The 23778-nt window shown below is 63.0% G+C and carries 22 protein-coding genes; 4 read left to right on the top strand and 18 right to left on the bottom strand.

The window, feature by feature from the left end; genetic code table 11:
* Positions 1 to 11 precede the first annotated feature (11 nt).
* Positions 12 to 740 carry a substrate-binding periplasmic protein gene (locus ACNFCJ_RS07855; RefSeq protein WP_147812130.1) on the top strand — a complete coding sequence of 243 codons (729 nt, stop codon included), beginning with the start codon at positions 12 to 14 and terminating at the stop codon, positions 738 to 740.
* Between the two features lie 22 nt (positions 741 to 762).
* Here ACNFCJ_RS07855 and ACNFCJ_RS07850 read toward each other — a convergent pair whose 3' ends face one another.
* The 5 genes from ACNFCJ_RS07850 to ACNFCJ_RS07830 are packed head-to-tail and all read right to left on the bottom strand — an operon-like array spanning position 763 to position 5018.
* A complete protein-coding gene (locus tag ACNFCJ_RS07850; RefSeq protein ID WP_416770684.1) occupies positions 763 to 3006 on the bottom strand; it encodes a hypothetical protein in 2244 nt (747 codons plus the stop codon).
* A gap of 15 nt (positions 3007 to 3021) precedes the next feature.
* Positions 3022 to 3708, bottom strand: a complete 687-nt coding sequence (locus ACNFCJ_RS07845; RefSeq protein ID WP_416770682.1) for a PilW family protein — start codon at positions 3706 to 3708, stop codon at positions 3022 to 3024.
* Positions 3705 to 4112, bottom strand: coding sequence for a hypothetical protein (locus tag ACNFCJ_RS07840; protein ID WP_416770681.1), 408 nt, complete (start codon positions 4110 to 4112; stop codon positions 3705 to 3707). Before ACNFCJ_RS07840 ends, ACNFCJ_RS07845 begins: the two co-directional genes overlap by 4 nt.
* Entirely contained in the window at positions 4096 to 4587 is a 492-nt protein-coding gene (locus tag ACNFCJ_RS07835; RefSeq protein ID WP_206409209.1) for a pilus assembly FimT family protein, read from the bottom strand. Before ACNFCJ_RS07835 ends, ACNFCJ_RS07840 begins: the two co-directional genes overlap by 17 nt.
* Entirely contained in the window at positions 4584 to 5018 is a 435-nt protein-coding gene (locus ACNFCJ_RS07830) for a type IV pilin protein (RefSeq protein ID WP_187272890.1), read from the bottom strand. Before ACNFCJ_RS07830 ends, ACNFCJ_RS07835 begins: the two co-directional genes overlap by 4 nt.
* 291 nt (positions 5019 to 5309) lie before the next feature.
* On the opposite strand from ACNFCJ_RS07830, the gene ribA reads away from it, so the two are divergent.
* Both ribA and ACNFCJ_RS07820 read left to right on the top strand, forming a co-directional pair.
* On the top strand, positions 5310 to 5927 hold the full coding sequence (gene ribA / locus ACNFCJ_RS07825) for a GTP cyclohydrolase II (RefSeq protein WP_206409207.1): 618 nt from the start codon (positions 5310 to 5312) through the stop codon (positions 5925 to 5927).
* A complete protein-coding gene (locus tag ACNFCJ_RS07820; RefSeq protein WP_206409206.1) occupies positions 5924 to 6337 on the top strand; it encodes an MFS transporter in 414 nt (137 codons plus the stop codon). Before ribA ends, ACNFCJ_RS07820 begins: the two co-directional genes overlap by 4 nt.
* A gap of 141 nt (positions 6338 to 6478) precedes the next feature.
* On the opposite strand, the gene dxs is transcribed toward ACNFCJ_RS07820, so the two are convergent.
* The 6 genes from dxs to ACNFCJ_RS07790 all read right to left on the bottom strand — a co-directional run bounded on the left by dxs (position 6479) and on the right by ACNFCJ_RS07790 (position 14250).
* Positions 6479 to 8374 (bottom strand): 1-deoxy-D-xylulose-5-phosphate synthase, encoded by a 1896-nt coding sequence (gene dxs, locus ACNFCJ_RS07815; RefSeq protein WP_416770678.1) that lies wholly within the window; start codon positions 8372 to 8374, stop codon positions 6479 to 6481.
* Positions 8375 to 8478: 104 nt separating this feature from the next.
* Complete coding sequence (locus tag ACNFCJ_RS07810; RefSeq protein ID WP_416770677.1) at positions 8479 to 11751, bottom strand: carboxyl transferase domain-containing protein; 3273 nt, start codon at positions 11749 to 11751, stop codon at positions 8479 to 8481.
* Between the two features lie 120 nt (positions 11752 to 11871).
* Positions 11872 to 12180: a DUF2388 domain-containing protein gene (locus tag ACNFCJ_RS07805; RefSeq protein ID WP_416770675.1), complete on the bottom strand. Its 309-nt coding sequence runs from the start codon at positions 12178 to 12180 to the stop codon at positions 11872 to 11874.
* 7 nt (positions 12181 to 12187) lie between these two features.
* Positions 12188 to 13075, bottom strand: coding sequence for a (2E,6E)-farnesyl diphosphate synthase (ispA, locus tag ACNFCJ_RS07800; protein WP_416770674.1), 888 nt, complete (start codon positions 13073 to 13075; stop codon positions 12188 to 12190).
* Positions 13072 to 13314 carry an exodeoxyribonuclease VII small subunit gene (locus ACNFCJ_RS07795; RefSeq protein ID WP_125835311.1) on the bottom strand — a complete coding sequence of 81 codons (243 nt, stop codon included), beginning with the start codon at positions 13312 to 13314 and terminating at the stop codon, positions 13072 to 13074. The genes ispA and ACNFCJ_RS07795 overlap by 4 nt, the downstream gene beginning before the upstream one ends.
* Before the next feature lie 162 nt (positions 13315 to 13476).
* Entirely contained in the window at positions 13477 to 14250 is a 774-nt protein-coding gene (locus ACNFCJ_RS07790; protein ID WP_416770672.1) for a sulfite exporter TauE/SafE family protein, read from the bottom strand.
* Positions 14251 to 14430: 180 nt separating this feature from the next.
* Here ACNFCJ_RS07790 and ACNFCJ_RS07785 point away from each other — a divergent pair, with 180 nt between their 5' ends.
* Positions 14431 to 15303, top strand: coding sequence for a DMT family transporter (locus tag ACNFCJ_RS07785; RefSeq protein ID WP_125881368.1), 873 nt, complete (start codon positions 14431 to 14433; stop codon positions 15301 to 15303).
* 7 nt (positions 15304 to 15310) lie between these two features.
* Here ACNFCJ_RS07785 and ACNFCJ_RS07780 read toward each other — a convergent pair whose 3' ends face one another.
* From ACNFCJ_RS07780 to ACNFCJ_RS07750, 7 genes are read right to left on the bottom strand one after another with little or no spacing between them, the layout of a single operon-like run.
* Positions 15311 to 16333 carry a diguanylate cyclase gene (locus tag ACNFCJ_RS07780; protein WP_416770671.1) on the bottom strand — a complete coding sequence of 341 codons (1023 nt, stop codon included), beginning with the start codon at positions 16331 to 16333 and terminating at the stop codon, positions 15311 to 15313.
* 58 nt (positions 16334 to 16391) lie between these two features.
* Entirely contained in the window at positions 16392 to 17396 is a 1005-nt protein-coding gene (locus ACNFCJ_RS07775; protein ID WP_416770669.1) for a chemotaxis response regulator protein-glutamate methylesterase, read from the bottom strand.
* The gene (locus ACNFCJ_RS07770; RefSeq protein ID WP_416770668.1) at positions 17393 to 19657 is read right to left on the bottom strand and encodes a hybrid sensor histidine kinase/response regulator; all 2265 of its coding nucleotides are present in this window, start codon (positions 19655 to 19657) and stop codon (positions 17393 to 17395) included. Before ACNFCJ_RS07770 ends, ACNFCJ_RS07775 begins: the two co-directional genes overlap by 4 nt.
* Positions 19654 to 20337, bottom strand: a complete 684-nt coding sequence (locus ACNFCJ_RS07765) for a chemotaxis protein CheW (RefSeq protein ID WP_296229834.1) — start codon at positions 20335 to 20337, stop codon at positions 19654 to 19656. The genes ACNFCJ_RS07770 and ACNFCJ_RS07765 overlap by 4 nt, the downstream gene beginning before the upstream one ends.
* Entirely contained in the window at positions 20330 to 21577 is a 1248-nt protein-coding gene (locus ACNFCJ_RS07760) for a CheR family methyltransferase (protein ID WP_296229833.1), read from the bottom strand. Before ACNFCJ_RS07760 ends, ACNFCJ_RS07765 begins: the two co-directional genes overlap by 8 nt.
* 4 nt (positions 21578 to 21581) lie before the next feature.
* Positions 21582 to 22076: a chemotaxis protein CheW gene (locus ACNFCJ_RS07755; protein WP_296229831.1), complete on the bottom strand. Its 495-nt coding sequence runs from the start codon at positions 22074 to 22076 to the stop codon at positions 21582 to 21584.
* A 2-nt stretch (positions 22077 to 22078) separates the two neighbouring features.
* Positions 22079 to 23710 (bottom strand): methyl-accepting chemotaxis protein, encoded by a 1632-nt coding sequence (locus ACNFCJ_RS07750; RefSeq protein ID WP_416770665.1) that lies wholly within the window; start codon positions 23708 to 23710, stop codon positions 22079 to 22081.
* Between the last annotated feature and the right edge of the window lie 68 nt (positions 23711 to 23778).

Genomic DNA, 23778 nt, shown 5'->3' with positions numbered 1-23778 from the left:
AGAGCATGGCCATGATGAGCAAGTGCCTGATGGCGTTGCTACTGGCTGGCGTGTTGGCTGGAGCTCAGGCTGAGCAAGCGCTGCCCGACGATATTCGCCTGGCTGCCGAGAGCTGGAAGGGGTACACCAATGCTGATGGCACCGGTCTGGGCTGGGACATCATGCGCAAGGTATTCGAGCCTGCCGGCGTTGCGCTGCGTACTCATAACGTGCCTTACACCCGTGCGGTTGGCCTGGTGCAACGTGGTGAAGCTGATGCCTGGGTGGGGGCCTACCGGGACGAGGTCACGGATCGAGTGTTCTACCCGCGGATGCACTACGACAACGACCATATCGTCGCGTTGGGTCTGCTCGACAAGCCTATTCCAACTCTGGAAACCCTGGGCAAGTACCGCCTGGCATGGGTGCGTGGCTATGGCTATGACGAGTATCTGCCCAACATCCACAACTTCCGGGAAGTGCAGCGCCGTGGCGGCATTCTCGGCATGCTCGACCTCGGCCACGCCGACTTCTACATCGATGCTGCCCCTGAGGTCGAAGACGTACTGAGCGAGTCAGTCGACCGCAGCCGCTACCGCATAACCGAACTGACCCGTCTGCCATTGTTTCTCGGCTTTGCTGATACTCCGCGTGGGCACCAGTTGGCAACTCTATACGATCAGCGCATGGAAGAGCTGATCGCTAGTGGCGAGCTGAGGCCTCTCTTTACTCGGTGGAGATTTCCTTATCCGTTTGACTGAGTGATATGTACCTTGGATTCGTTTAAACAGGACGAATCCAGAGTAGCTTCACGATGTTGTCTTCACCTTGTCCGCCATTGTTACCACTGTCCCCTCCCATGTCGGGAATCTCCCCTGGCGTATAGCTGGCAGGAAGATTGCGTAGATCGATAGTCAAGCCAGCGCTGAGGCTGTTGCTGGTTGAGCTGCCTAGACCTGCCGCAGTGATGTAGCCTTGAACAGTGGCGCCGCCGCCACCACTAATCTGATTGCCTGCAATCACATCACCAAAAATTCGCGTACTGCTGCCGACGGAGATATTGCCACCTTGGTATTCCGTACCGTTGTAGCTACCGGCCAGAAGCGCAATGTTGCCAACAGGGTTGCTCAGGAATGCCCCATTCTGGCAATAGTTGGTTGGGTAGAGCGTTCCATACAGGCTGTTTTGGCAGTTATTCGCGTAACCCGCGTGGTTGGTGGCATAGGTGCTGACGCTACCTGATGCCGCGTTTATATTTCCTGTCGCCAGCATTGTGCCGCGATAAAGGCCATTGCCTAGTGTAAGGTTACCCTCGAACCAAAGTACGCCAGGCGCAATGACTTGATTGTTCTGGCTACCCTCTAGCGTCCAAGTCTGTGTGCCTTGGTTGTAGGACATGCATTTGTTTTGCAGGGATTGGCCATGGCAGAAGAGTTTGAGGGCTTCAATTCCTGTGCCTTGGCAATTGCCGTTGGTTATCGGTGAGCACTCAGGTATGCAGAAACCACTTGAGTCAGTTTCCTTGCATAGGTAGCCCCAGTTGTCGGTATAGGCTTTCTTGATCTTGCCTAGCCGGTAATTACCATCAGCGAGTCCATTCACATTCTTGACCGTGATCTGTTCTTTGCCGCCTACGTACTTGAATACATAGTTGGCTGCACTCTCTAGAGGGCGTGCATCAACGGTCGGGCGTGTAAGGCTGAAAGGCTGCAGGGGTGTCATCAGGGCAATCTGTACAGGGGTAAGGGTGACTGCCAGTCCCGGTTGAATGGTTACGTTGACGTTGTTGTTCCACTGCTCTGCTTTACTCAGAGTACCGCCGATAATGCCGGTGGCTGAGCCCCAACCATTGAATGTCAGGTTCTTCTCTGCGCGTACCCTGCTGAGGCTGCCGCTGTTGACGAAGACCGAGCCTTTGACTTCAACATCGCGTGATCCCGAGCCGTTTAGTGTGGCATTGCCGATTGCTCTGATGATGCCGCTATTCGAACCGCCGGAGACGACGCTACCGTTAGCATGAATTTGATCCACATCTCGGCTGGAGGTGACATTCCCTTCAGTTCTGATGATGCCAACAGACCCCCCGGTGACGGTCACATCGCCGGCAGCATTGGCAGTGGCTGTCTTGCCGCCGTTGCTTATGTTTATCGTCCCCTTGGCGGTCAGCGCTCCTTGATTGGAACCGCTGGATACTATGATGTTGCCCAGTGAGTTGGCTGCCTCCACTGTGCCGTTGCTGATCGTGATATTTCCATTGGAATTCAATACGCCCTGGCTACCACCACTGCTGGCAGTAATGTCGCCTAGAGCCGATACCAGAGTGGCAGTCGCTCCACCTGTGAGGGTTATGTTGCCGTTGGAGAACAGTTCCTGGATACGTTCTGTGCCGCCGCTGACTGTAATGTCACCAGTGGCGCGCATGACGTTAACGCCTTTGACACCGCCGCCTATGTTGACTGAACCTTCAACGTTGAGTGACACATTGCTGCCACCAAGGAATGTCAGGCCGCCACTGAGCGTCAGGTTGTCATAGATGTTCATGGTTCCGCCGCCGCCGCCGCCGTCGCCTCCGGGCCTTGGCCCACTGTTGCCGTTGCTTCCTGTCACGCTGTAAACCACTCGGAGTGTACTGCTGGCCAAGTCGGTTTTGCCTGTTACCTCAAAAGCAAAGTTGCGCTCCGGACTGCCAGTTGGGACGTTGCTTTCATTGGCTGTGGTTGCAACTCTGGCGGCGCTGATGCGATTGCCGATGTCGCCGCTAATGAGGTTGCTATTGAGGGTGAGGGCTTCTACTTGGTCGAGGTCGGCCTTGGTCAGGTAGAGGCGGAGCAGTTCCACGCCTGTCCACGCGAGTGATTCGGCTTCCGTGCTGGCATGGGTGGCCATTTGCTGGTCTTGCGTGCTGCGTACTGTGTACATGACCCCGAGCGTGGTGGCGGTGATCGAAAGACCTGCCAGCAGCACGATAAGGATTGTGGCCATACCGCGTTGACGGGCGCGGGGATGGAAATCGACATGCTTCGTCATGTTCGTCAACTCGTGTTATGGCCTGGGGAAGTTCGGTAGACAGACAGCGGTCTGGTTGGCATCGCTGTATGTAACTGATCCAGTGGTGCTGTTCGTTAGGTTGGTGACCAGTGTTGCGGTCAGATGAGAGCTGAGCGGGCGATCATCTTTCTGATAAGGCCAGCAGTTTTCGTATTCGAGAGAAAATGCTGCGCCATCGACGGCGCTGGAGAAGTTTGCCAGGTCATTCAGCCCTGCTGCTGATGCAGCGATCAGGGGCGTGCTTGTCCATGTCCGCGATGTAAGGCTGCCGCTGCAGGAGTTGGTTGCCAGCATGAAGAGCGAGCCTCCAATGCTCAGAATCCCCCGGCAGACTGCCCCACTATTCGCCTCATAGCGCCATAGCAATGCGTTGCCGCGTTCATTGCTGGGGAGTGTGATTTGTTGGCCGCTCAGAGTATTGGTGGATAGTGTCGAGCTTTTGAGCAATACCAGATCAGTGTTCAGCACGGGGGACATACCGTAGCCAGCACTTTGCAGTTCGCGCTGCAAGGTCAGGCGTGCCGAGGCCACCTGGCCGTCCTGGCGTGCATCCTGGGTTGCGATTGCGGCGTTGATGACCAGATTCTTGTAGAGCGTCAACATGGCCATGATGCTGATGAGCGATAGCGTCATACCGACCATCAGGCTGATTAGGTTGAAGCCTTGTTGATACCTGTTCACTGGGCGTCACCCACACGGATCGGGCCGCCAAAACGCCCGTTGTGCTTGGCTGCTGTCTCCAGGGAAATCCAGCGAATTCCTGATCCCACATCGACTGCCAAGCTGCCGACAGTCACGGTCGTTGGGGCATCAGAACAGTGCACTGTGAGTTCGATGGATTCGTTTGGCGGGATCGAGATGCTTGGTGTACTACCACTGCACAGGGCGCGGCCTTGCTGCTGCAGAAGTGCTCGCATCTGGCTGACGACGATATTCTGCTGGTTCATGTCTTTCTGGCTGACTGCTACGCGAGAGGCGCTGTAAACCAGGCCAAGGCCGACAATGGCCATCAGTACGATGCCAATCAGCGACTCGAGCAGAATGTCGCCACGCTGTTTAAGCGGAGTATTAGATAAGCGGGACATTGATCGCATCCTGCGTAGTCACTGTTATTTGGAGATCTAGAGTAGTGCAGGTGTTGCCAGCGGTGATTGGCAGTCCCTGATTGTTGAAGGCACTGCAGCTGAAGCTGTTGTCATCGCTGAGTTTTACGGCAGGCTTGCTGGGAAGTGCGGCAGACCAGATGATATTGCTGGTGGCAGCGCAGTTGACGCTGGCAGTGCCGCTATTGGGTCTGTCTATTCGATAGAGCACCAATGTCTGGTTGCTGTAACACAGAGCTGCCGCGGGCTCATCGGCGTTGCGCACACCGCCTGGGTTGCGCAGTGCTTGTGCTTTGGCGCGACCGATGCCTTCGCGCAGCAAGCTTGCGGCTGTCTGTTGTTGTGCGCCGTTGGTCCAGGCGCTGGTCAGCGGGGCGCCGAGAAATAGCAAAAACGCCAATACAGTCAGCGTGATCATTATCTCGATGAGGGTAAAACCCTGTGGCTTGCTAGTCATAGCCATTTATCATCGCCGTAGGGGCAGCCGGACGTGCTGCGGTCATTTTTTTGGGTCAGGCTGATTACGCAGTTGCTGAGAGAACCGCTTTTGCCGGTTGCGGTGATGGTGTAGCTGGTGCTGTCGGCAGCGCTGATTTTGAAGTCGAAATCGCTGGCGGTTGATGCCTGCCAGTTGTTGCCTGCTGCGGTGGCAGTCGCTTCGGTGGTGCTGGTGGTGGATGTCGGATAGGAGAGCTGGCGCTGGAAGCGATTTTCCAAGGCTAGGCCAAGTGATACCAGGTCACTTTGTGCGGCCTTCATCTTGCTCTTGGTGATGTAGCCGCTGTAGGCGGGGAGTGCAATAGCCGCTAAGACGGCGATGATCACAATCACGATCATCATTTCAATCAGGGTAAAACCTCGATTGCTTGTTGAGTACGCACTTTCCATAGCAGGACTCTCTGAGAGGCAATAGTCGTATTTCGGCCGCATGCGCGTGGGCACGCGGCGTGATCCAGAATTGTACCCAATGGATAGTGTCACATGGCTACATGAGCTGTGAACCGGAATTTTTCTCAACTGTGAGCTGCATCCATCTCTGGTTTTGCCGCCCCAGGGATGTTCATACTCTACGCCTTGCCGTCGGTTAGCTGCAAGGTTGTGGCGCTCTCTTGCGTGGTGCCAGAGTGATTGCTGGTACACTAGCGCCCCGCTAAGTCATCTTCTGATCAGGAGTATCCGGTGTCCGTCGTGTTTGTCGCCGCCTCCCAACTGCCTACCCCGTTTGGCGTGTTCACCATGCATGGTTTCCTCGATGAAGCCACTGGCAAGGAACACGTGGCCCTGACCTTCGGTGATGTGGCCGATGGCGAGCCGGTGCTGGGTCGCCTGCATTCCGAGTGCCTGACCGGTGATGCGCTGTTCAGTCTGCGCTGCGATTGCGGCGCGCAACTCGAAGCTGCGTTGCAGGCCATCGCCGAGGAAGGCCGTGGCGTACTGCTGTACTTGCGTCAGGAAGGTCGTGGCATTGGCCTGCTGAACAAGATTCGTGCTTATGAGCTGCAGGATGGCGGCGCCGATACGGTAGAAGCCAACGAGCGTCTGGGCTTTGGTGCTGATCAGCGTGATTACGCCATGTGCCCGCCGATGCTGGAGCACCTGGGGATTCAGAGCCTGCGCCTGATGACCAACAACCCGCGCAAGGTCAAGGCGCTGGAAGGTTTTGGCCTGCGTGTAGCCGAGCGCAAGCCGCTGCAGGTCGGGCACAACCCGCACAACCGCAAGTACCTGGCGACCAAGGCCGGCAAGCTCGGGCACATGCTCGGTCAGGTACACCAGGGTGAAGAGGGCGCTGCGTGACGCGAGGCCAGGTCAAGCGCCGTCTGGCTCTGGCCTGGTGGCGTCAGGTGCTGGTCGCCGTGGCGCCGGTACTGGTGCTCAATCTGCTGTTCGGTGATGGTCGGCCATCGGTGCTGGCCATGCCGTTGTTCATCGCTGGCATGGCGTCGATGTTTCTCAGCCTGCCGCTGTTCCATGCCTACAAACGCGCCCTGATCACCACCGGCAAGGCGCTCGATAGCGAAGCCGAGCCTGCGGCCTGGTTGCTGCTCGATCGCGTGCGCATGCGCGCGCTGCTCGGCGCGGCGTTGCCGGCCTGGATTGCCGCGCTGGCGGTGCTGGCCGGGCTGGAAGCCGTGCCGCTGGTGCTGCTGACCTTCTCCAGCGTGGTTATCCACCTGCTGTACCGCATTCCGCGTCAGCTCGGCTGATTCCTCTCACGTCTTCTTTATTTAGCCTGACGCCGAATGATGGGCGCGGCAGGCTGGCGCTTGTCGTTTATGCAGAGGGTTAGAGCGTGAGAGGTGGGCAGTGGTCGGCGCCGGGTGCGGGGCACCCGGCGTGAACCATGGTCAGCCTTGCAGCTGGGCGAGGCGGGCGCGAATGGCCGCTTCGATGCCGGCGTCGTCGAGGCCGCATTCGGCAAGCATCTGGCTCGGCTTGGCGTGCTCGACATAGCTGTCCGGCAGGCCCAGATGCAGCACCGGCGTCTGCAGGTTCTCTCTGGCGAGAAACTCGCTGACCGCACTGCCGGCGCCACCCATGATGCTGTTCTCTTCGAGGGTCACCAGCAGGCCGTGGCTGCCGGCCAGCTCGCGCAGCAGGGCTGTGTCCAGCGGTTTGACGAAACGCATGTCGACCACGGTGGCGTTCAGCGTTGCGCCGACACGCAAAGCCTCGGCCAGTTGCACGCCGAAGGCCAGCAGGGCGATGCCCTGGCCCTGACGGCGAACCACGCCGCGGCCGATCTCCAGCGGTTCCAGGCCGGCGTCAAGTGCCGCGTTGGGGCCGCTGCCGCGTGGGTAGCGCACGGCGGCCGGACCGTCGAACAGGTAGCCGGTGGTGAGCATGCGGCGCAGTTCGTTCTCATCGCTCGGCGTCATGATCAGCATGCCGGGGATGCAGCGCAGGAAGGACAGGTCGAAGCTGCCGGCGTGCGTCGGGCCGTCTTCGCCAACCAGGCCGGCGCGGTCGATGGCGAACAGTACGTCGAGGTCCTGCACCGCCACGTCATGAATCAGCTGATCGTAGGCGCGCTGGAGGAAGGTGGAGTAGATCGCCACCACCGGCTTGGCGCCTTCGCAGGCCATGCCGGCGGCGAGGGTCACGGCGTGCTGTTCGGCAATCGCGACGTCGAAGTAGCGTTCGGGGAAGCGCTCGCTGAAGTCCACCAGGTCGGAGCCTTCCTTCATCGCCGGGGTGATGCCGACCAGGCGCGGGTCTTGCCCGGCCATGTCGCACAGCCACTGGCCGAAGATGTTGGAGTATTTCGGCCCGCTGGCTTTCTTCGGCGCCGGGGTCGGCGTCAGTGGTTCCAGCTTGGTGATGGCGTGATAGCCGATCGGGTCAGCCTCGGCCGGGGCGAAGCCCTTGCCCTTCTTGGTCACCACATGCAGGAACTGCGGGCCGTCGAGGTCGCGCATGTTGCGCAGGGTGGTCACCAGGGTGGGCAGGTCGTGGCCGTCGATCGGGCCGACGTAGTTCCAGCCCAATTCTTCGAACAGGGTGCCGGGCACCAGCATGCCCTTGGCGTGTTCCTCGACCTTGCGCGCGATTTCCCAGGCGCCGGGCAGGCGCGAGAGGATCTTCTTGCTGCCCTCGCGCATGCTGGCGTAGGTGCGGCTGGAGATGATCTTGGCCAGGTAGTTGGACAGGCCGCCGACATTCTTGGAGATCGACATGTCGTTGTCGTTGAGGATCACCAGCATGTTGGCGTTGACGTCGGTGGCGTGGTTGAGCGCCTCGAAGGCCATGCCGGCGGTCAGGGCACCGTCACCGATCACCGCCACGCTCTTGCGTTTCTCGCCCTTCAGACGGGCGGCGATGGCCATGCCCAGCGCCGCGCTGATGCTGGTGCTGGAGTGGCCGACGCCGAAGGTGTCGTACTCGCTCTCGCTGCGCCGCGGGAAGGCGGCCAGGCCGTCCTTCTGGCGCAGCGTACCCATGCGTTCGCGACGACCGGTAAGGATCTTGTGCGGGTAGGCCTGATGGCCGACATCCCACACCAGACGGTCATCGGGGGTGTCGAAGACGTAGTGCAGGGCGATGGTCAGCTCGATCACGCCGAGGCCGGCACCGAAGTGCCCGCCGCTCTGGCCAACGCTGTAGAGCAGGTACTGGCGCAGTTCGTCGGCGAGGGTTTCCAGGTCCGCTTCGGCCAGGCGGCGCAGTTCGTCGGGCGTGTTGGCGCTGTCGAGCAGCGGCGTCAACGGGCGCTCGCGGGGGATCTCGTGGAAAGTGGTCGGCATCAGGCGAATCGTTATAGGTGTAAAAAGATGCGGCAGTTTACCCGAAAAAGGTGGCTGCAAGCTTCACGCCCCGTGCGACAAGCCAGCGCTCGCGCACGGAGGCCCTACCAGGTGTCGACAAAGGGGCGCTTCTTGCCATCACGCCGGGGCGGACGCGGCGCCGCGTTGAGCCCGCGCAGCAGCCAGGCGCGGCTGTCGGCCGGGTCGATCACGGCGTCGATCTCAAGATAGCTGGCCATGTTCAGCGCCTTGCCGTTGTCGTAGGCCTTGGCCACCAGCTTGTCGAACAGCGCCTGGCGCGCGGCCTCGTCCGGCTGGGCTGCCAGTTCCTTGGCGAAGCCCAGGCGCACCGCGCCTTCCAGGCCCATGGCGCCGAATTCGCCGCTGGGCCAGGCGGCGGTGAACAGTGGCGAATGGAAGCTGCCGGCCGCCATGGCCTGGGCGCCAAGGCCGTAGCCCTTGCGCAGCACCAGGGTGAAGAAGGGCACCGTGAGGCTGGCGGCGGTGACGAACAGGCGCGAGACGTGGCGCACCGTGGCCTGCTTCTCCGCCTCTGGGCCGACCATGAAACCGGGGGTGTCGCACAGCGAGACGATGGGCAGGTCATGCGCCTCGCACAGTTGCAGGAAGCGCGCGGCCTTGTCGCCGGCCACGGCGTCGATGGCGCCACCCAGGTGTGCGGGGTTGTTGGCAATCAGCCCGAACGGCTTGCCCTCGATGCGGATCAGCGCGGTGATCAGGCCGGGGGCGAACTGGCGGCGCAGTTCCAGCACGCTGCCATCGTCGGCCAGCAGCTCGATCACCTGGCGGATGTCGTACACGCGCAGGCGGTTTTCCGGGATCACATGGCGCAGCTCGCGAGGATCGCTGCACTGCCAGTCGCTCAGCGGGCCCTGGAAATAGCCCAGGTACTGCTTGGCCACGGCGACCGCTGCGGCTTCGTCTTCCACCAGCACGTCGATCACTCCGTTGGGGCCTTGCACGCTGGTCGGGCCGACCTGCTCGGGGGTGAAACTGCCCAGGCCGCCGCCTTCGATCATCGCCGGGCCGGCCATACCGATGCTGGCGTTACGAGTGGCGATGATCACGTCGCAGCAGCCGAGCAGCGCGGCGTTGCCGGCGAAGCAGCGGCCGGAGACCACGCCCACCGTCGGCACCAGGCCGGAGAGTTTGGCCATGGCGACGAAGGTGTGGCAGTCCAGTCCGGCCACGCCGACGAAATCGGTATCGCCTGGTCGGCCGCCGCCGCCTTCGGCGAACAGCACCACCGGCAGGCGCCACTGCTCGGCCAGGGCCAGCATGCGGTCGGTCTTCTTGTGGTTCATCACCCCCTGGGTGCCGGCGAATACCGTGTAGTCGTAGGCGATGGATATGCAGCGCGCGGCCTCGGCGCCGAAGCTCGCGGCGTTCACCGTGCCGATACCGGCGACCAGGCCGTCGGCCGGGCTCAGTTCCAGCAGTTCCTCGGGTGAGCGCCGACGGCGCTGGGCGGCCAGGGCCATGGCGCCGTATTCGATAAAACTGTCTGTATCGAGCAAGTCCGCCAGGTTTTCCCGCACGGTGCGCTGGCCGGTCTTGCGCCTTTTCGCCACGGCTTCGGGACGGCGTGCATCGGTCAGGCGCGCGTGGCGCTCCAGCACTTCGGCCAGGTCGGCGCGGATATGCGCCAGGTCGACCGCCTGCTCGCCGTGCTCGGCGAGGCCATCCACCTCGGCCGGCTGCAGAAACGCCAGCGCCTGGCTCTCACCAATGGCGTCACCGGGGGCCACGGCCAGTGCGCGGACGATGCCGCTGTGCTCGGCCTTGACCTCGAATTCCATCTTCATCGCTTCCAGCACGGCGATGGCCTGGCCGGCGGCCACTGCGTCGCCTTCTGCCACCGCCAGGCTGACCAGCACGCCGGCGCTGGGGGCGCTCAGTGCCAGCGTGCCGGGCGGTGCATCGACACTGGCTTTGGCGCTTTGCAGCAACGCATCGGTGGCGAAGTAGCGGTGTGGATGGGCCTGCTCGCGAGGGGCCAGCAACTCGCCCAAGTGGCGCTCGACATAAGTGGTGTCGACCTGATTGGAGATCACCGCCTCGCAGTGCAGCAGGTTCTGCAGCAGGTGCAGGTTGCTCGCCACGCCGTCGATACGGAACTCGCACAGCCCGCGGTAGGCGCGGCGCAGGGCGCCGGGGTAGTCGCTGGCGCTGGCGATCAGTTTGGCTATCAGCGAGTCGTAGGCCGGGCTGACGGTGTAACCGGCGTAGCCGCAGCCATCCACGCGCAGGCCGGGGCCGCTGGGCGGTTGGTAGGCGCCGAGCACGCCGCTGGCCGGACGCGCGCTGCCATCAGCAAGCAGGGTCTCCAGATTCAGACGCACCTGCACGGCATAGCCGGTGGTCGCCGGTGGCGTGAGCAGGTTCAGCTCGGCCAGGCTTTTGCCGGCGGCCAGGTGCAATTGCGTGTGCAGCAGGTCGATGCCGGTGACCTGCTCGGTGACGGTGTGCTCCACCTGCACGCGCGGGTTGGCCTCCATGAAATAGAAGCGCCCCGGCTGGTCGAGGTCGAGCAGGAATTCGAAGGTGCCGATGCCGTGATACTGCACCTCGGCCGCCAGGCGCTGGGCGCTGGCGATGATCGCGTCACGGGTGGCTACATCCAGATCGGGACTTGGCGCGATCTCCACCAGCTTCTGGTGGCGACGCTGCAGGCTGCAGTCGCGCTCCCACAGGTGGCTGACCGCACCGCTGCCGTCACCGAGTACCTGCACTTCGATATGCCGCGCGCGGCGCACGCGCTTTTCCACGTACAGCGCGCCACTGCCGAAGGCGCCCTGGGCCTCCGAGGTGCAGCGGGCGAAGGCCTCGGCCAGTTGCTCCGGATCGTCCACTGCACGCATACCGCGCCCACCACCGCCGGCCAGGGCCTTGAGCATCACGCTGCCGTGTTCGGCGAGAAAGGCGGCGGCCTGCTTCAGCGTCACTGGACGATTGATACCGGGTACCAGGGGCACATTGCAGCGCTCGGCGAGATCACGGGCGGCGGCCTTGTCGCCGAACAGTTGCAGCGTCTCGGGCGTAGGCCCTACGAAGGTCAGCCCAGCGGCCTGGCAACGGCGGGCGAATTCGGCGTTCTCGGCGAGAAAGCCGTAGCCGGGGTGGATGGCCGTGCAGCCCTGTTCACGGGCGATGGCAATGAGCTGATCCATGTCCAGGTAGGCCGCGACGCCACGTCCTGTGAGCGGCAATGCCAGATCCGCCTTGCGGGTATGCAGGCAGGCGCTGTCGTCTTCGGCGTACACCGCAACGCTGCGGATGCCGAGGTCGGCGCAGGCCTGGGCGATGCGAATGGCGATCTCGCCGCGGTTGGCGATCAGCAGGGCGGGGAAGGGCATGGCGGCTCCAGACGTCTTGTCGTTATGGAGCCATCTTAGGTAACTGGCTGGAGGGGTAAAGCAAGCCTCATGTGGCGATCATGCCGACATAGATTGGAGTGATGGCGCGAGTGGCTCGGGTCAGCGCAATGAGGCGATGGCCTGTGCCAAGTGCATGTCGCTGCTAGCTACATCTGGCTGGTCACGGCGGTACTGCCGCAACGCATGTTCCAACCGGGCGCCACGGATATCGCCCGCCGAGGCGACGTAGGCCAGGGCATCGTCACGGGCGCTCTGGTAGGGGCGCAGCGAATTGCTGGTGGAGGCAGTGATGCCGGCGGTACCGAGGCTGCTACCCACGGTGAAATGGTCGGTCGAGTTGCCTTGCCCGTCCATGCCCCAGACCTGGCTGGCGCTGAGCAGAACGAGCAGAGCAACGGCGCGCTTCATGCGTCGGTCAGCTGCGCCGCTCGACGATGTAACGTGCCAGCTCGCGCAGTGGTTCGGCGCTGTTGCCGAACGGGCGCAGCACGTGCAGGGCCTGGTCGCGCAGTTCCAGTGCGTAGTCCTTGGCCGCATCGAGGCCGAGCAGGGCGGGATAGGTGGGCTTGTCGTGGGCTTCGTCCTTGCCCTGGGTCTTGCCCAGGGTGGCGGTATCGCTCTCCACGTCGAGGATGTCGTCCTGCACCTGAAAGGCCAGGCCGATGGCGCGGGCGTATTGCAGCAGGGCCTTGAGTGCCAGTTCGTCGGTGCTGCCGCTGGCCAGGGCACCGAGTGCCACGCTGGCCTCAATCAACGCGCCGGTCTTGTGCCGGTGCATGACTTCCAGCGCCTGCTGGTCGAGTTGCAGGCCAACCGAGCCGAGATCGATGGCCTGGCCGCCAACCATACCGGCCGGGCCTGCAGCCTGGCTCAGCAGTTCGATCATCTGCAGGCGCGTGTCGGCATCCTGCGGGTTGCGTCGGCGGTCGGCGAGTACGCCGAAGGCCAGGCTTTGCAAAGCGTCGCCGGCAAGGATTGCACTCGCTTCATCGAAGGCCTTGTGCGTGGTCGGCTGGCCGCGACGCAGGTCGTCATCGTCCATCGCCGGCAGGTCGTCATGCACCAGTGAATAGGCGTGAATCAGCTCCACTGCGCAGGCCGCACCATCGGCACGTTCGAGATCACCTTCGAGGGTTTCGCAGGCGGCGTAGACCAGCAGCGGGCGTACGCGCTTGCCGCCATTCATGACGCTGTAGCGCATGGCCTGGTAGAGCCGTTCGAGTTCTGTGCGCGGTGCTTGGAACAGCTGTTCCAGTGCGGTGTCGACGCGGGTCTGGCAGCGCTTCTGGTACGCCGCGATCATGCGGACTCGTCCGTATCGAAGGGGGCGGGCTGCAACTCACCATCGCGCTCCAGCAGGATCTGCACCTTCTGCTCGGCCTGAGCCAGCGCGGCCTGGCATTCGCGGGTCAGGCCGATGCCCTGCTCGAAGGCGGTCAGGGAGTCTTCCAGCGACAGCTCGCCGCTCTCTAGGCGCTCGACCAGAGTCTGCAACTCGGCGAGGGAGTGTTCGAAGTCGGGAGCGGCTTTCTTGCGGGCCATGGTGCGGGTTCTCGCTGATTCTGGAACGGGCGCGACACTAGCAGAGCCGCGCCACTCGGGCAAATCAGCGGGCCCCGGAATGTGCTTCGGAACTGGGCTCTGCGTAGGGTGTGCTGTGCGCACCAACAAGACCGCGATGGTGCGCACGGCGCACCCTACGGCCTATCCTAGATAGGTGCTCCAGAAGTAGTACAGCGTCATCGTGCTGCCGACCAGAATGACGAAGCTGCGCAGCAACGCAGGCGGCAGTTTCTCGCCCAGTGCGCCGCCGACATAACCGCCGATGGTGGCGCCGGTAAGCAGGATGGCCAGCTCGTACCAGCTGACCCGGCCGGCGATGACGAAGGTCAGTGTGGCGATGCTGTAGATGACTGCCGAAATCAGGTTCTTAAGGGCGTTGGCGCGGGCCAGCGGGTGACCTTCGATGGAGAACGCGGCGAGCTGCAGAATGCCCATGCCGGCGCCGAAGTAGCCGCCGTAGATCGATACGCCGATATGCGCGCCCAGCGACAGTGGCGTATGCGGTGGGTGTGCGGATGCCTTGTTCTTGCGCCGCTCCGCCAGCCAGCGTCCCAACCATGGGCTGGCAGCAAATAGCGCAGTGGCGGCCAGCAACAGCCAGGGGATCAGCACGCGGAACACATCGTCGCCGCCTGCCAGCAGCAACAGACCGCCGAGCAGGCCGCCGGCCAGGCCGGCCAGCAGCAGTGGAAGCAGATACCGACCCAGCGGCCGCAACGAGGCGCGCGCGGCCCAGGCACCGGCCAGGCTGGCCGGCCACAATGCGACTGCGTTGGTGGCATTGGCCGTCACCGGTGGCAGGCCGGCGGCGAGCAGGGCGGGGAAGGAAAAGAAGGTGCCGCCGCCAGCCAGGGCGTTCATGCCCCCAGCGGCGAAACCGGCGAGGGCCAGCAGCAGTAGATCGAACAGGGACATCGAGCAGGCTCGCACAAAAAGAGTGCAGCATATGGCTGATCGTTCGGTCAGCCAAGTGTGGTCAAGGTGAGTTGACGCCTTTCTTGGAAGTGGAACCTGTGATTGGCAGGGCGGCTCAAGGAGGCATATAGTTAGTTGCCTTGCTAATCATGTGCGCTGCAATGGCGCGTCGAGTAATCAATGACCTCCCTTCCGTTGTCAGGTGCCAACCGTCCACTTCAGGGAATTGGCCTTATGGTCGTGGCGACTTTTATGTTCGCCAGCCATGACGCCATGTCCAAGTACCTGTCGGGGTTCTATCCGATCATCCTGATCGTTTGGGCGCGCTATCTCGTTCACACATTGCTCATGGCAGGGATCTTCCTGCCGCGATCGGGATTGCGCGTTCTGCGTACCAAGCGACCACTCCTACAGGCACTCAGGGCGCTTTGCCTGCTGGGGGTCAGCCTGCTGTTCACGACTGGGCTTATGTACATGCCACTGGCTGAGGCTACGTCAGTGATCTTTCTGGCGCCTCTACTAGTGACGGCGCTTTCCGTGCCTTTTTTGGGGGAGCGTGTCAGCGTTGGTCAGTGGGTCGCGGTAAGCGTAGGCTTCGTTGGAGTACTTGTTATCGTGCACCCTGGTGGAAGCCTGTTCACTCCAGCGGTCCTACTCCCGCTAAGTGCAGCCCTTTGCTTCAGCTTCTATCAACTGCTGACCCGTCGCTTGAGCGAGGTCGATAGCGCCACCACCAGCAATTTTCTCGCTGGGTTGGTAAATACACTGGTGATGAGCGCTCTGGTGCCATTCTTTTGGCATGTGCCCAGCCTCACGCACGGTTTGATGATGTTGGCACTCGGTGGCTTTGGTATGGCCGCGCATCTATTGCTGACTCATGCATTTCGTCATGCCGCGCCAGCAATACTGGCTCCCTTCGGTTACGTGCAGATCGTCTTTGCCGGCTTGTTGGGCCTGCTGGTGTTCGGCCACCTGCCAGACTCGACGGCTCTGGTGGGCATTCTGATCATTTGCCTGAGCGGCTTGGCGGCTGCCTGGCAGAGTCGACGGTAGGACGGGTTCATTGGTTCTCGCCTGCCTGCGCGACCTGATTGCGGCCGCTGTGCTTGGCCAGGTACAGGCCTTCATCGGCTTTGATCACCAGGCTCAGTGGATCGCGCTCGGGGGAGGGCCTGACGGTGGCAATTCCGATGCTCACACTGATTGGCGAGCCGGGTTTGGGCAGGTTGTGGGGAATACCTAGCGCTTCGACCGCGCGGCGGATTTTTTCTGCCTGCAGGCGCGCACCGCCGGCTGCGGTGCCAGGCATGATCACGGCAAATTCCTCGCCACCGTAGCGGGCCGCCAGGTCGGTGGCGCGTGTGCAACTGCCGCGCAGCGACTCGCCAACGCGGCGCAACACTTCATCGCCAGCGACGTGGCCGTGCTGGTCGTTGTAGGCCTTGAAATAGTCGACGTCGATCATCAGTAGCGACAGTTCGCTCTGGTCGCGCAGGGCGCGCTTCCACTCGATCTCCAGGTATTCGTCGAAATGGCGGCGGTTGGCCAGGCCGGTGAGACCGTCGGACTTGATCAGGCGCTGCAGCACCAGGTTGGTATTGAGCAACTGCTGCTGACTCTCGCGTAGTGTACGGTAGGCTTCGTCGCGCTGCAGCATGGTCAGGTAGGAGCGCGAGTGGTAGCGAATGCGTGCGAGCAGCTCGATCACGTCCGGCAGTTTGACCAGGTAATCGTTGGCTCCGGCGATGAAGGCGGCGCTCTTGACCTTGGGGTCTTCCTTGGTCGACAGCACGATGATCGGCACATCACTCAGGCCGGGCGCCGCGCGGTATTGGGCGAGCAGCTCGAGGCCGTCGACACCGGGCATGATCAGGTCCTGCAGGATCACCGTCGGCTTGATCTGCTGGGCCACGCTCAGCGCCTGGTGCGGGTCGGAGCAGAAGTGGAAGTCGATGTCGCTCTCTTCACTCAGGGCACGTCGCACGGCTTCGCCGATCATGGCCTGGTCGTCGACCAGCAGCACCATCATCGAATAGTCGGGCAAGCCGTTATGATGGTTGGAGTTATCTTGAGGCCGTTGCATAAGCGCGTCTCCGCTTTTTTCGTAGGTTACGCGGCTGCTTTGGCCGCGGTTGGCGTTTTTAGCCCAGGCGCTCGATCAGGCGCGTGGGAATTCTGTCCAGGGCTAGCACTTCTGCTGCGGCGCCTAGTGCCACGGCGGCCTTGGGCATGCCGTAGACGGCGCTGCTGGCCTGGTCCTGGGCGATGGTATGAAAGCCGCGTTCGCGCATCAGCTTCAGGCCCCTGGCACCATCGCTGCCCATGCCCGTCAGCAACACGCCGATAGCATCACCTCGCCAGTAGGTGGCCACACTTTCGAAGAATACATCGATAGAGGGCCGGTAGACCTGATCGGCAGGTTCGCGTCGATAGACCAGGCGCCCCTCGGGCGCCAGGTAGAGGTGGTTGTTGGTGCCGGCCAGCAGCACGGTCGCCGGCTGCAACACTTCGCCTTCCCGCGCCAGGCGCACGGGTATGTGCGATTCACTGCCGAGCCACTGGGCCATGCCGGCGGCGAAGACTTCGTCGACATGCTGCACCAGCACGATGCTGGCAGGAAAATCCGCCGGGATCTGCCGCAGCAGCTCCACCAGCGAGGCTGGGCCGCCCGCCGATGCACCGATGGCCACCAGGCTCTTGCTGCGGCCTTCAGTGCTGCGCATGGGGGGCGGTTTGACCGAGCGCGAGGTCTTGTGGCCGATCATCCAGGCGATGTTGTGGATCTTGCGCCGCACGGTCGCGGCGTCGAGCACCTGCTGCGGGCCAAGCGACGGCGCGGCAACCACATCCAGCGCACCGGCGCCCATGGCGTCGAACACCCGTGACATGTTGCGCTCGACATCCGAGGTGACGATGAGAATGGCGCAGGGGGTGTCGTGCATGATCCGTCGGGTCGCTTCCACGCCGTCCATGCCGGGCATGAGCATGTCCATCAGCAGCAGGTCGGGTAGGTCGTCGCGGCAGCGGCTGACCGCTTCCTCGCCGTTGCTGGCGACCCAGATCAACTGGTACTCAGGTTCTGCCGCCAGCGCACGGCGCAGGGCTTCGACCGCCAGGGGCGTGTCGTTGGCAATGGCGATCCTCATTCTCGGGCCTCACCGATCAGGGTTTGTACGGCGTCCAGCAGCGCTTCGTCGTGGAAGCTGGCCTTGGCCAGGTAATAATCGGCGCCGGCCTCCAGGCCGCGGCGGCGATCTTCCTCGCGATCCTTGTACGACACCACCATCACCGGCAGCGAGCGCAGGCGTGGGTCCTGGCGCACCAGGGTGACCAGTTCGATACCGTCCATGCGCGGCATGTCGATATCGGTGATCAGCAGGTCGAAGGTCTCGGCACGCAGGGCGTTCCAGCCGTCCATGCCATCCACGGCGACCGATACCTGATAACCGCGGCTTAGCAGCAGTTTGCGCTCCAGTTCGCGTACGGTGAGCGAGTCATCCACCACCAGCACGCGCTTGCTGACAGTCTGGCGCGCATGGCTGGCATGGTCGACACGCTCCAGGTGACCGGTGTCAAGCAATTTACTCACCGAGTTGAGCAGGTCGTCGACGTCGAGGATCAGCACCGGCGTGCCGTCGTGCAGCAGAGCGCCGGCCGCGACGTCGCGCACCTTACCCAGGCGCCCATCGAGGGGCATCAGCACCAGGGTGAACTCGCCGAGGAAGGCTTCGACCGCCAGACCGTGGTATTGCTCGCGGTCGCGAATCAGCACGATGGGGATGCTGTCATCATCGCCCTGTTTCTCATTGCATTGCAGCAGCTGTGCGGCGGAGATCAGGCCGACGTGCTCGTTCTCCAGCCAGAAGTGCTGGCGCCCCTCGAGCTGGACGATGGCGCTGCGTGGCAGGCGCAGCATGCGTTCGATCTGCGCCAGCGGGAAGGCATAGGCCTCGCCGCCGATGGTCACTACCAGGGCGCGCACCACCGAGAGCGTCAATGGCAGTTCGAGATGGAACAGGCAGCCCTGGTCGGGGTTCTGCAGCAGCCGCACGTTGCCGCGCATGCGGCGAATCTCGTGTTGCACCACGTCGAGGCCGACACCGCGACCGGAGACTTCGGTGACCTGCTGGCTCATGCTGAAACCGGGTAGGAAGAGGAAGGCCAGCAGCTCTTCCTCGGTCATTTGCTCGACCTGTTCGGCGGTGGCGAAACGGCGTTTGACCACCGCCTGGGCAACGCGCTCGAGGTCGATACCGGCGCCGTCGTCGCTGACCTCCAGCACCAGCATGCCGGCGTGATGACGCGCGCGCAGTTGCACCACACCTTCTTCCGGCTTGCCCTTGCGAGCGCGTAGCGCCGGCGGCTCGATGCCGTGATCGACAGCGTTGCGCAGCAGGTGCGTCAGGGGGGCTTCCAGGCGCTCCAGTACGTCGCGGTCGACCTGGGTGTTTTCTCCCTCAATTTCCAGGCGCACCTGCTTGCCCAGCGAGCGGCCCAGGTCACGCAGCATGCGTGTCTGCCCGGTGAGCACGTCGGCGAAGGGGCGCATGCGCGAAGCCAGGGCCAGGTCGTACAGTTGTTGCGTGCGTTGCCCGCCGTACCAGACGAAGTCGTCGAACAGTTCCTGATGGGCTTGCAGCTGTTGCTGGCATTCGATCAGCAGGTTGCGGCTCTCGGCGAACAGCGCCTGGGCGGAGGCGTCCAGGTCCGTGCCGAGCAGGTGCTCGCGCAGGCTCTCCAGGGTACGTCGTGCCGACTCCTGCTGGCGTTTGAGGCGATGCAGCGAATCGTTCAGCGGCTTGGTGCGCTGGAACTCCACCAGCGATTTGCCGGACAGGTCGATCAGGTGATCGAAGCGCTCGGCCGACACCCGCAATACGCGGCTGATGCGTTCGTCGGCGACCGGCTCGGCTGCTTGTGGCGCAGTTGTCGGCAGTGGTTCGGGTTTGCTGGGGGCTGCCGTTTCGGTGGCAAACGCGGTGCTTTCACCTGGCTGCACGCGCAGTGCCGGTACGGCGTTGCCAAGCAGCACCTGCAGGCGTGTGGTGATAGTTTCCACCCGCGCCTCCAGCTCGGCGTCCTGCTGTGCCTGGCCGATGCGCAGGAGCAGGTCGGAGCCTTGCAGCAGGGCGTCGATGTGGTCGGGCAGCAGGCGCAGTAGGCCTTCCTGGGCGGCGACCAGCAAGTCTTCCATGGCGTGGGCGATCTGCACGCCATGGTCCAGGCCGACGATGCGCGCTGCCCCCTTGAGCGAGTGCGCGGCGCGCATGCAGGCTTCCAGCTGGCTGGCGTTGGTCGGGTCACGCTCGAGAATCAGCAGGCCGGTATCGAGCACCTGCTTCTGTGCCTCGGCCTCCAGCCGGAACAGGTCGAGCAGCGATGCATCCCTCATCTGGTCCGGTGTCACGTGAGGCTCCCAATCATGGTTTGCAGCAACTGTTCGTCGTCGAGCAGGGTAATGCTCTGTTCCTGCCATTGCAGGACACCGGCGGTGAAACGGCTGATGGTGCGCTTGTCGTCGTGTCTGCTGCTACTGATGCGCGCCACGGGGATGCGCTGGATGCCTCTGACTTCATCCACCGGTGTCACCAGCGGGCCACTGCTGCTTTCCAGAATCAGCATGCGCGGTATCACCCGGCGTTCGCTGCGGCGCGCATCCTGTGGTGCGTCGAGGTCGAGCAGCTCGGCCAGCGACAAGCAGGCGACCAGGGTGCCGCGCACGTTGGTTACACCTAGCAGGCCACGGCTGTTGCGGTGCGGCAGCACGTGAATCGGCGACACCGGCATGACTTCGGCTAGGCAGCGCGTGGCGATGGCCAGCCATTGCTCGCCAAGGCGGAAGATCAGTAGCGAGCGCTGTTCGCCCTGCGCTTCCTGAGCTTCGCCCTGGCCGTAGTCGTCATCGCCACGCTCCAGCGTGCTGCCGTAACGGTCGAGCAGGGCGATGGCAGCCGCGCCGTAAACCTCGCAGTTGCGGCAATGGATATGCCGCTCCAGCTGCGGGCAACTCTTGTCGCCAAATACGCCGATGCGATTCCAGCAGTCGTCGACGGCGGGTTGGCTGTTTAGCAGGTCCTGATCAGTCACCTTCGCCTACCTCGGGGTTCTGCGCTCGTCGATACAGGCGCTGGGCGCCGCTCTGGTCGCCTTGCGCTTCCAGATGTGCGGCCAGATGCGTGAGCGCCTCACGGTGCTGTGGTTCGAGATAGATCGCCTTGCGGTAGTAGGCGCAGGCCTGATCGCCCTGGCCTGCCGCGTCGCAGAGCAGGCCCAGCCAGTAATAGGCTGTGGCGCTGGGGCCGTTCTGCTGCAAGTGCTGCTCAGTGCGCTGGCGCGCCTCGTCGGTGCGGCCGGCGTTGGCCAGGCTGGCGACGTCGGCCCAGGTATCCGTTACGACCGTTGCCGGCACCGCTGCGCTGAGTGTTCTGCCCAGCGGTCGTGGTCGGCTTGGCGGGACAGGGCGCGGTACTGTAACCACCGCCGGGCGCGTACGCGGGGCAGGCGCTCGTGGCGCTGCGCTGATGGGCGTCTGGGCCGGGGCCAGGCGAAAGGCGAAGGTCTGCTGCCGACCCAGCGCCTGCAAACCGTTCTGGCTGGCCAGGCTGGCCTCGGCCGGGCCGATGAACAGCGTGCCGCCTTCTTGCAGTTGGCGCTTGAGCAGCTCCAGCACGCGCACCTGGGTTGGGCGGTCGAAGTAGATCAGCAGGTTGCGGCAGAAGATGAAGTCGTAGCTGGGCTCGCCGGCGAACAGGCTGGGATCGAGCAGATTACCGGTGCGCAGCCTGACGCATGTGCGCACCCGCTCGTCGAGGAGAAAACTGCCAGCGTCCTGCTCGTGAAAGAAACGATCGCGAAAGGCCAGGGCATCGCCGCGGAACGAGTTACGCCCGTAGAGGCCCTTGCGAGCTTGCTCCAGCACTTTGTCGCTGACGTCCAGCGCGTCGATCTGGAACTGCTCGGCGGAAAAGCCGGCATCGAGCAGGGTCATGGCGATGGAGTAGGGCTCTTCACCGCTGGAACTGGGCAGGCTGATCAGGCGCAGCGGCCGGGCGCCGTGCAACTGTGCGTGACGCTCCTGAGCCAGGCTGGCCAGTGCGTTGAACGATTCCGGGTAGCGGAAGAACCAGGTTTCCGGCACCACTACAGCTTCCACCAGCGCCTGCTGTTCGCGCGTCGAGCCGCCAAGGGTGGTCCAGTAGCCTTCCAGGTTCTGCTGGCCGAGGGCGCTCATGCGTTGGCGCACGGCGCGTTCGATCACCGGGCGGCCGACCGATTCGGCTTCCAGGCCGATACGGCTTTTCAGCAGGCGCTCGATATGCTCGATCATGCCGTCAGCCCTGGTCCGCAGGTTGGAACAGCAGGGCGCGCATCTCGTCGTCGAGCAGCCCGGCGACCTCGATGCGCTGGATCATGCCACGGGCATCACGCTGCAGTGGCCCCAGGTAATCCGCCTGGCCCGCTTCCAGGCCGCTGGCCTTGAACGCCTCCCTGGGCAGGCGCAGGGTGTCGGTGGCCTGCTCCAGAATCAGCCCTAGCACTGGCGACTGCTCACCCAACTGCAGGTCGAAGCGCACCAGCACCACGCGTGTGCTGCTGCGGGATTGGGCGGCGCGCCCCAGCACGCGACGGCTGAGATCGATCACTGGGGTCACTCGACCGCGATGCTCGAACAACCCGGCTACCCACAGCGGCGCTTCGGGCACCTGTTTCAGACGGCGTAGCGGCAGCACTTCGACCACCTGACTGGCGGGAAGGGCGTAGCGATCATCACCGAGCGTGAACTGCAGGTGCAGTTCACCCGCTGCTGCTTTGCTGGGGGCTGGCATGTTCAGACCTTGAAGCGGCTGACGCCAACGCGCAGGTTGTTGGCCACCTGGTTGAGTTCATCGATGGCGGCGCCAGCCTGACGCAGCGAATCGACGGTCTGGCTACTGGCTTCACCGAGCTGCAGCAAGGCCTGGTTGATCTGTTCGGCGCCGGTCGACTGCGCCTGCATGCCTTCGTTGACCATCTGGATACGCGGCGCCAGGGCCTGCACCTGCTGAATGATCTGGCTGAGCTGGTCACCCATCTGCGCCATCTCGCCGATGCCGCGGCGCACCTCTTCGGAGAACTTGTCCATGCCCATCACGCCGGCGGATACCGCGGACTGGATCTCGCGCACCATCTGCTCGATGTCGTAGGTGGCCACTGCGGTCTGATCGGCCAGGCGGCGCACTTCCACGGCGACCACGGCGAAGCCCTTGCCGTATTCACCGGCCTTTTCCGCCTCGATGGCGGCGTTGAGCGAGAGCAGGTTGGTCTGATCGGCCACCTTGACGATGGTGGTGACCACCTGGGTGATGTTGCCGGCCTTCTCGTTGAGGATCGACAGCTTGCCATTGACCACGTCGGCGGCGCCCATCACCTGATGCATGACCTCTTCCATGCGCGCCAGGCCGAGCTGGCCGGTGCCGGCGAGGATGGAGGTCTGTTCGGCGGTATCGGACACCTCGCTCATGGTTCGCACCAAGTCGCGCGAGGTGGCTGCGATCTCTCGCGAGGTGGCGCCGATCTCTGTGGTGGTGGCGGCGGTTTCCGTCGCGGTAGCCTGCTGCTGGCGCGAAGTGGCGGCAATCTCGGTGACCGAGGTGGTCATCTGCACGGCGGAGCGCTGGGCGTTGCCGACCAGCGTCTTGAGCTCGGCCACCATGCTGTTGAAACCCTGCTCGATGACATTGAACTCGTCACGACGTTGCAGATCGAGCTTCGTCGACAGATCGCCGCTTTCCAGATTCTTCAGGCTGCTGACGATGAGATTGACCGGGTGAAGAATCGAGCGTAACAGCAGCAGCCCACTGACCAGCGCGACCATGATGATCAGCACGATGGCAACCGGGATGCTCAGCTCCAGCCAATATACGGTGCTATTGATTTGCTTGGCGGTGTCGGTGGATTGCTCGCGGTTGATCTGGCTCAAATGCGCCAGATTCAGCTGACCTTCATCCCACTTGGGAAACACTTTGCCGCCGCCGAACTGGCGGGCCGTTTGATAGTCGTCAGCCTCCAGGAGGGTCAGCAGTTGCGCATGCAGCTTCAGGTATTGCTGATAGTTGCGTTTGAAAGTGTTCAGCAGATCCTGCTCTTGCTCGCTGGCCACTGCGCTCTGGTATTGGCCAAGCAACTCGTCGATGCCTTCCTGATAGGTCGCGCATTGGTCGCGATAATGTTGAATCAGCGTCTCGTCTTTCTCATCGAGCAGGCGTAATTGCAGGCGGCGGGTATCGAGCATATGGCGAGCCCACAGATCCTGCAGGCTGCTGACGTAGTAAGTACCTGGAACCGACTTGGTGACCATCTGCTCCGTTTCGCTCTTGATCCGCGAGGTCTGCAGGTAAGCCATCATCGCCATGATGAGATAAATGACGATGATCACGGTGAAGCTGGCAATGATGCGGTTGCGTAAGGTCAGGGTTTTCATAGTTCTCGTTGCCCAAGCTGAGCCCTGCGGGAAAGTCGATTACAGCATAGCGGCAAAGGGCCGCTGGT

The sequence above is a fragment of the Pseudomonas sp. NY15364 genome, assembly GCF_048068235.1.
Taxonomy (GTDB): Bacteria; Pseudomonadota; Gammaproteobacteria; order Pseudomonadales; family Pseudomonadaceae; genus Aquipseudomonas; species Aquipseudomonas mendocina_D.
Note: the sequence above shows the minus strand (reverse complement) of the source record. Positions and strands in the feature narration are given on the sequence as shown.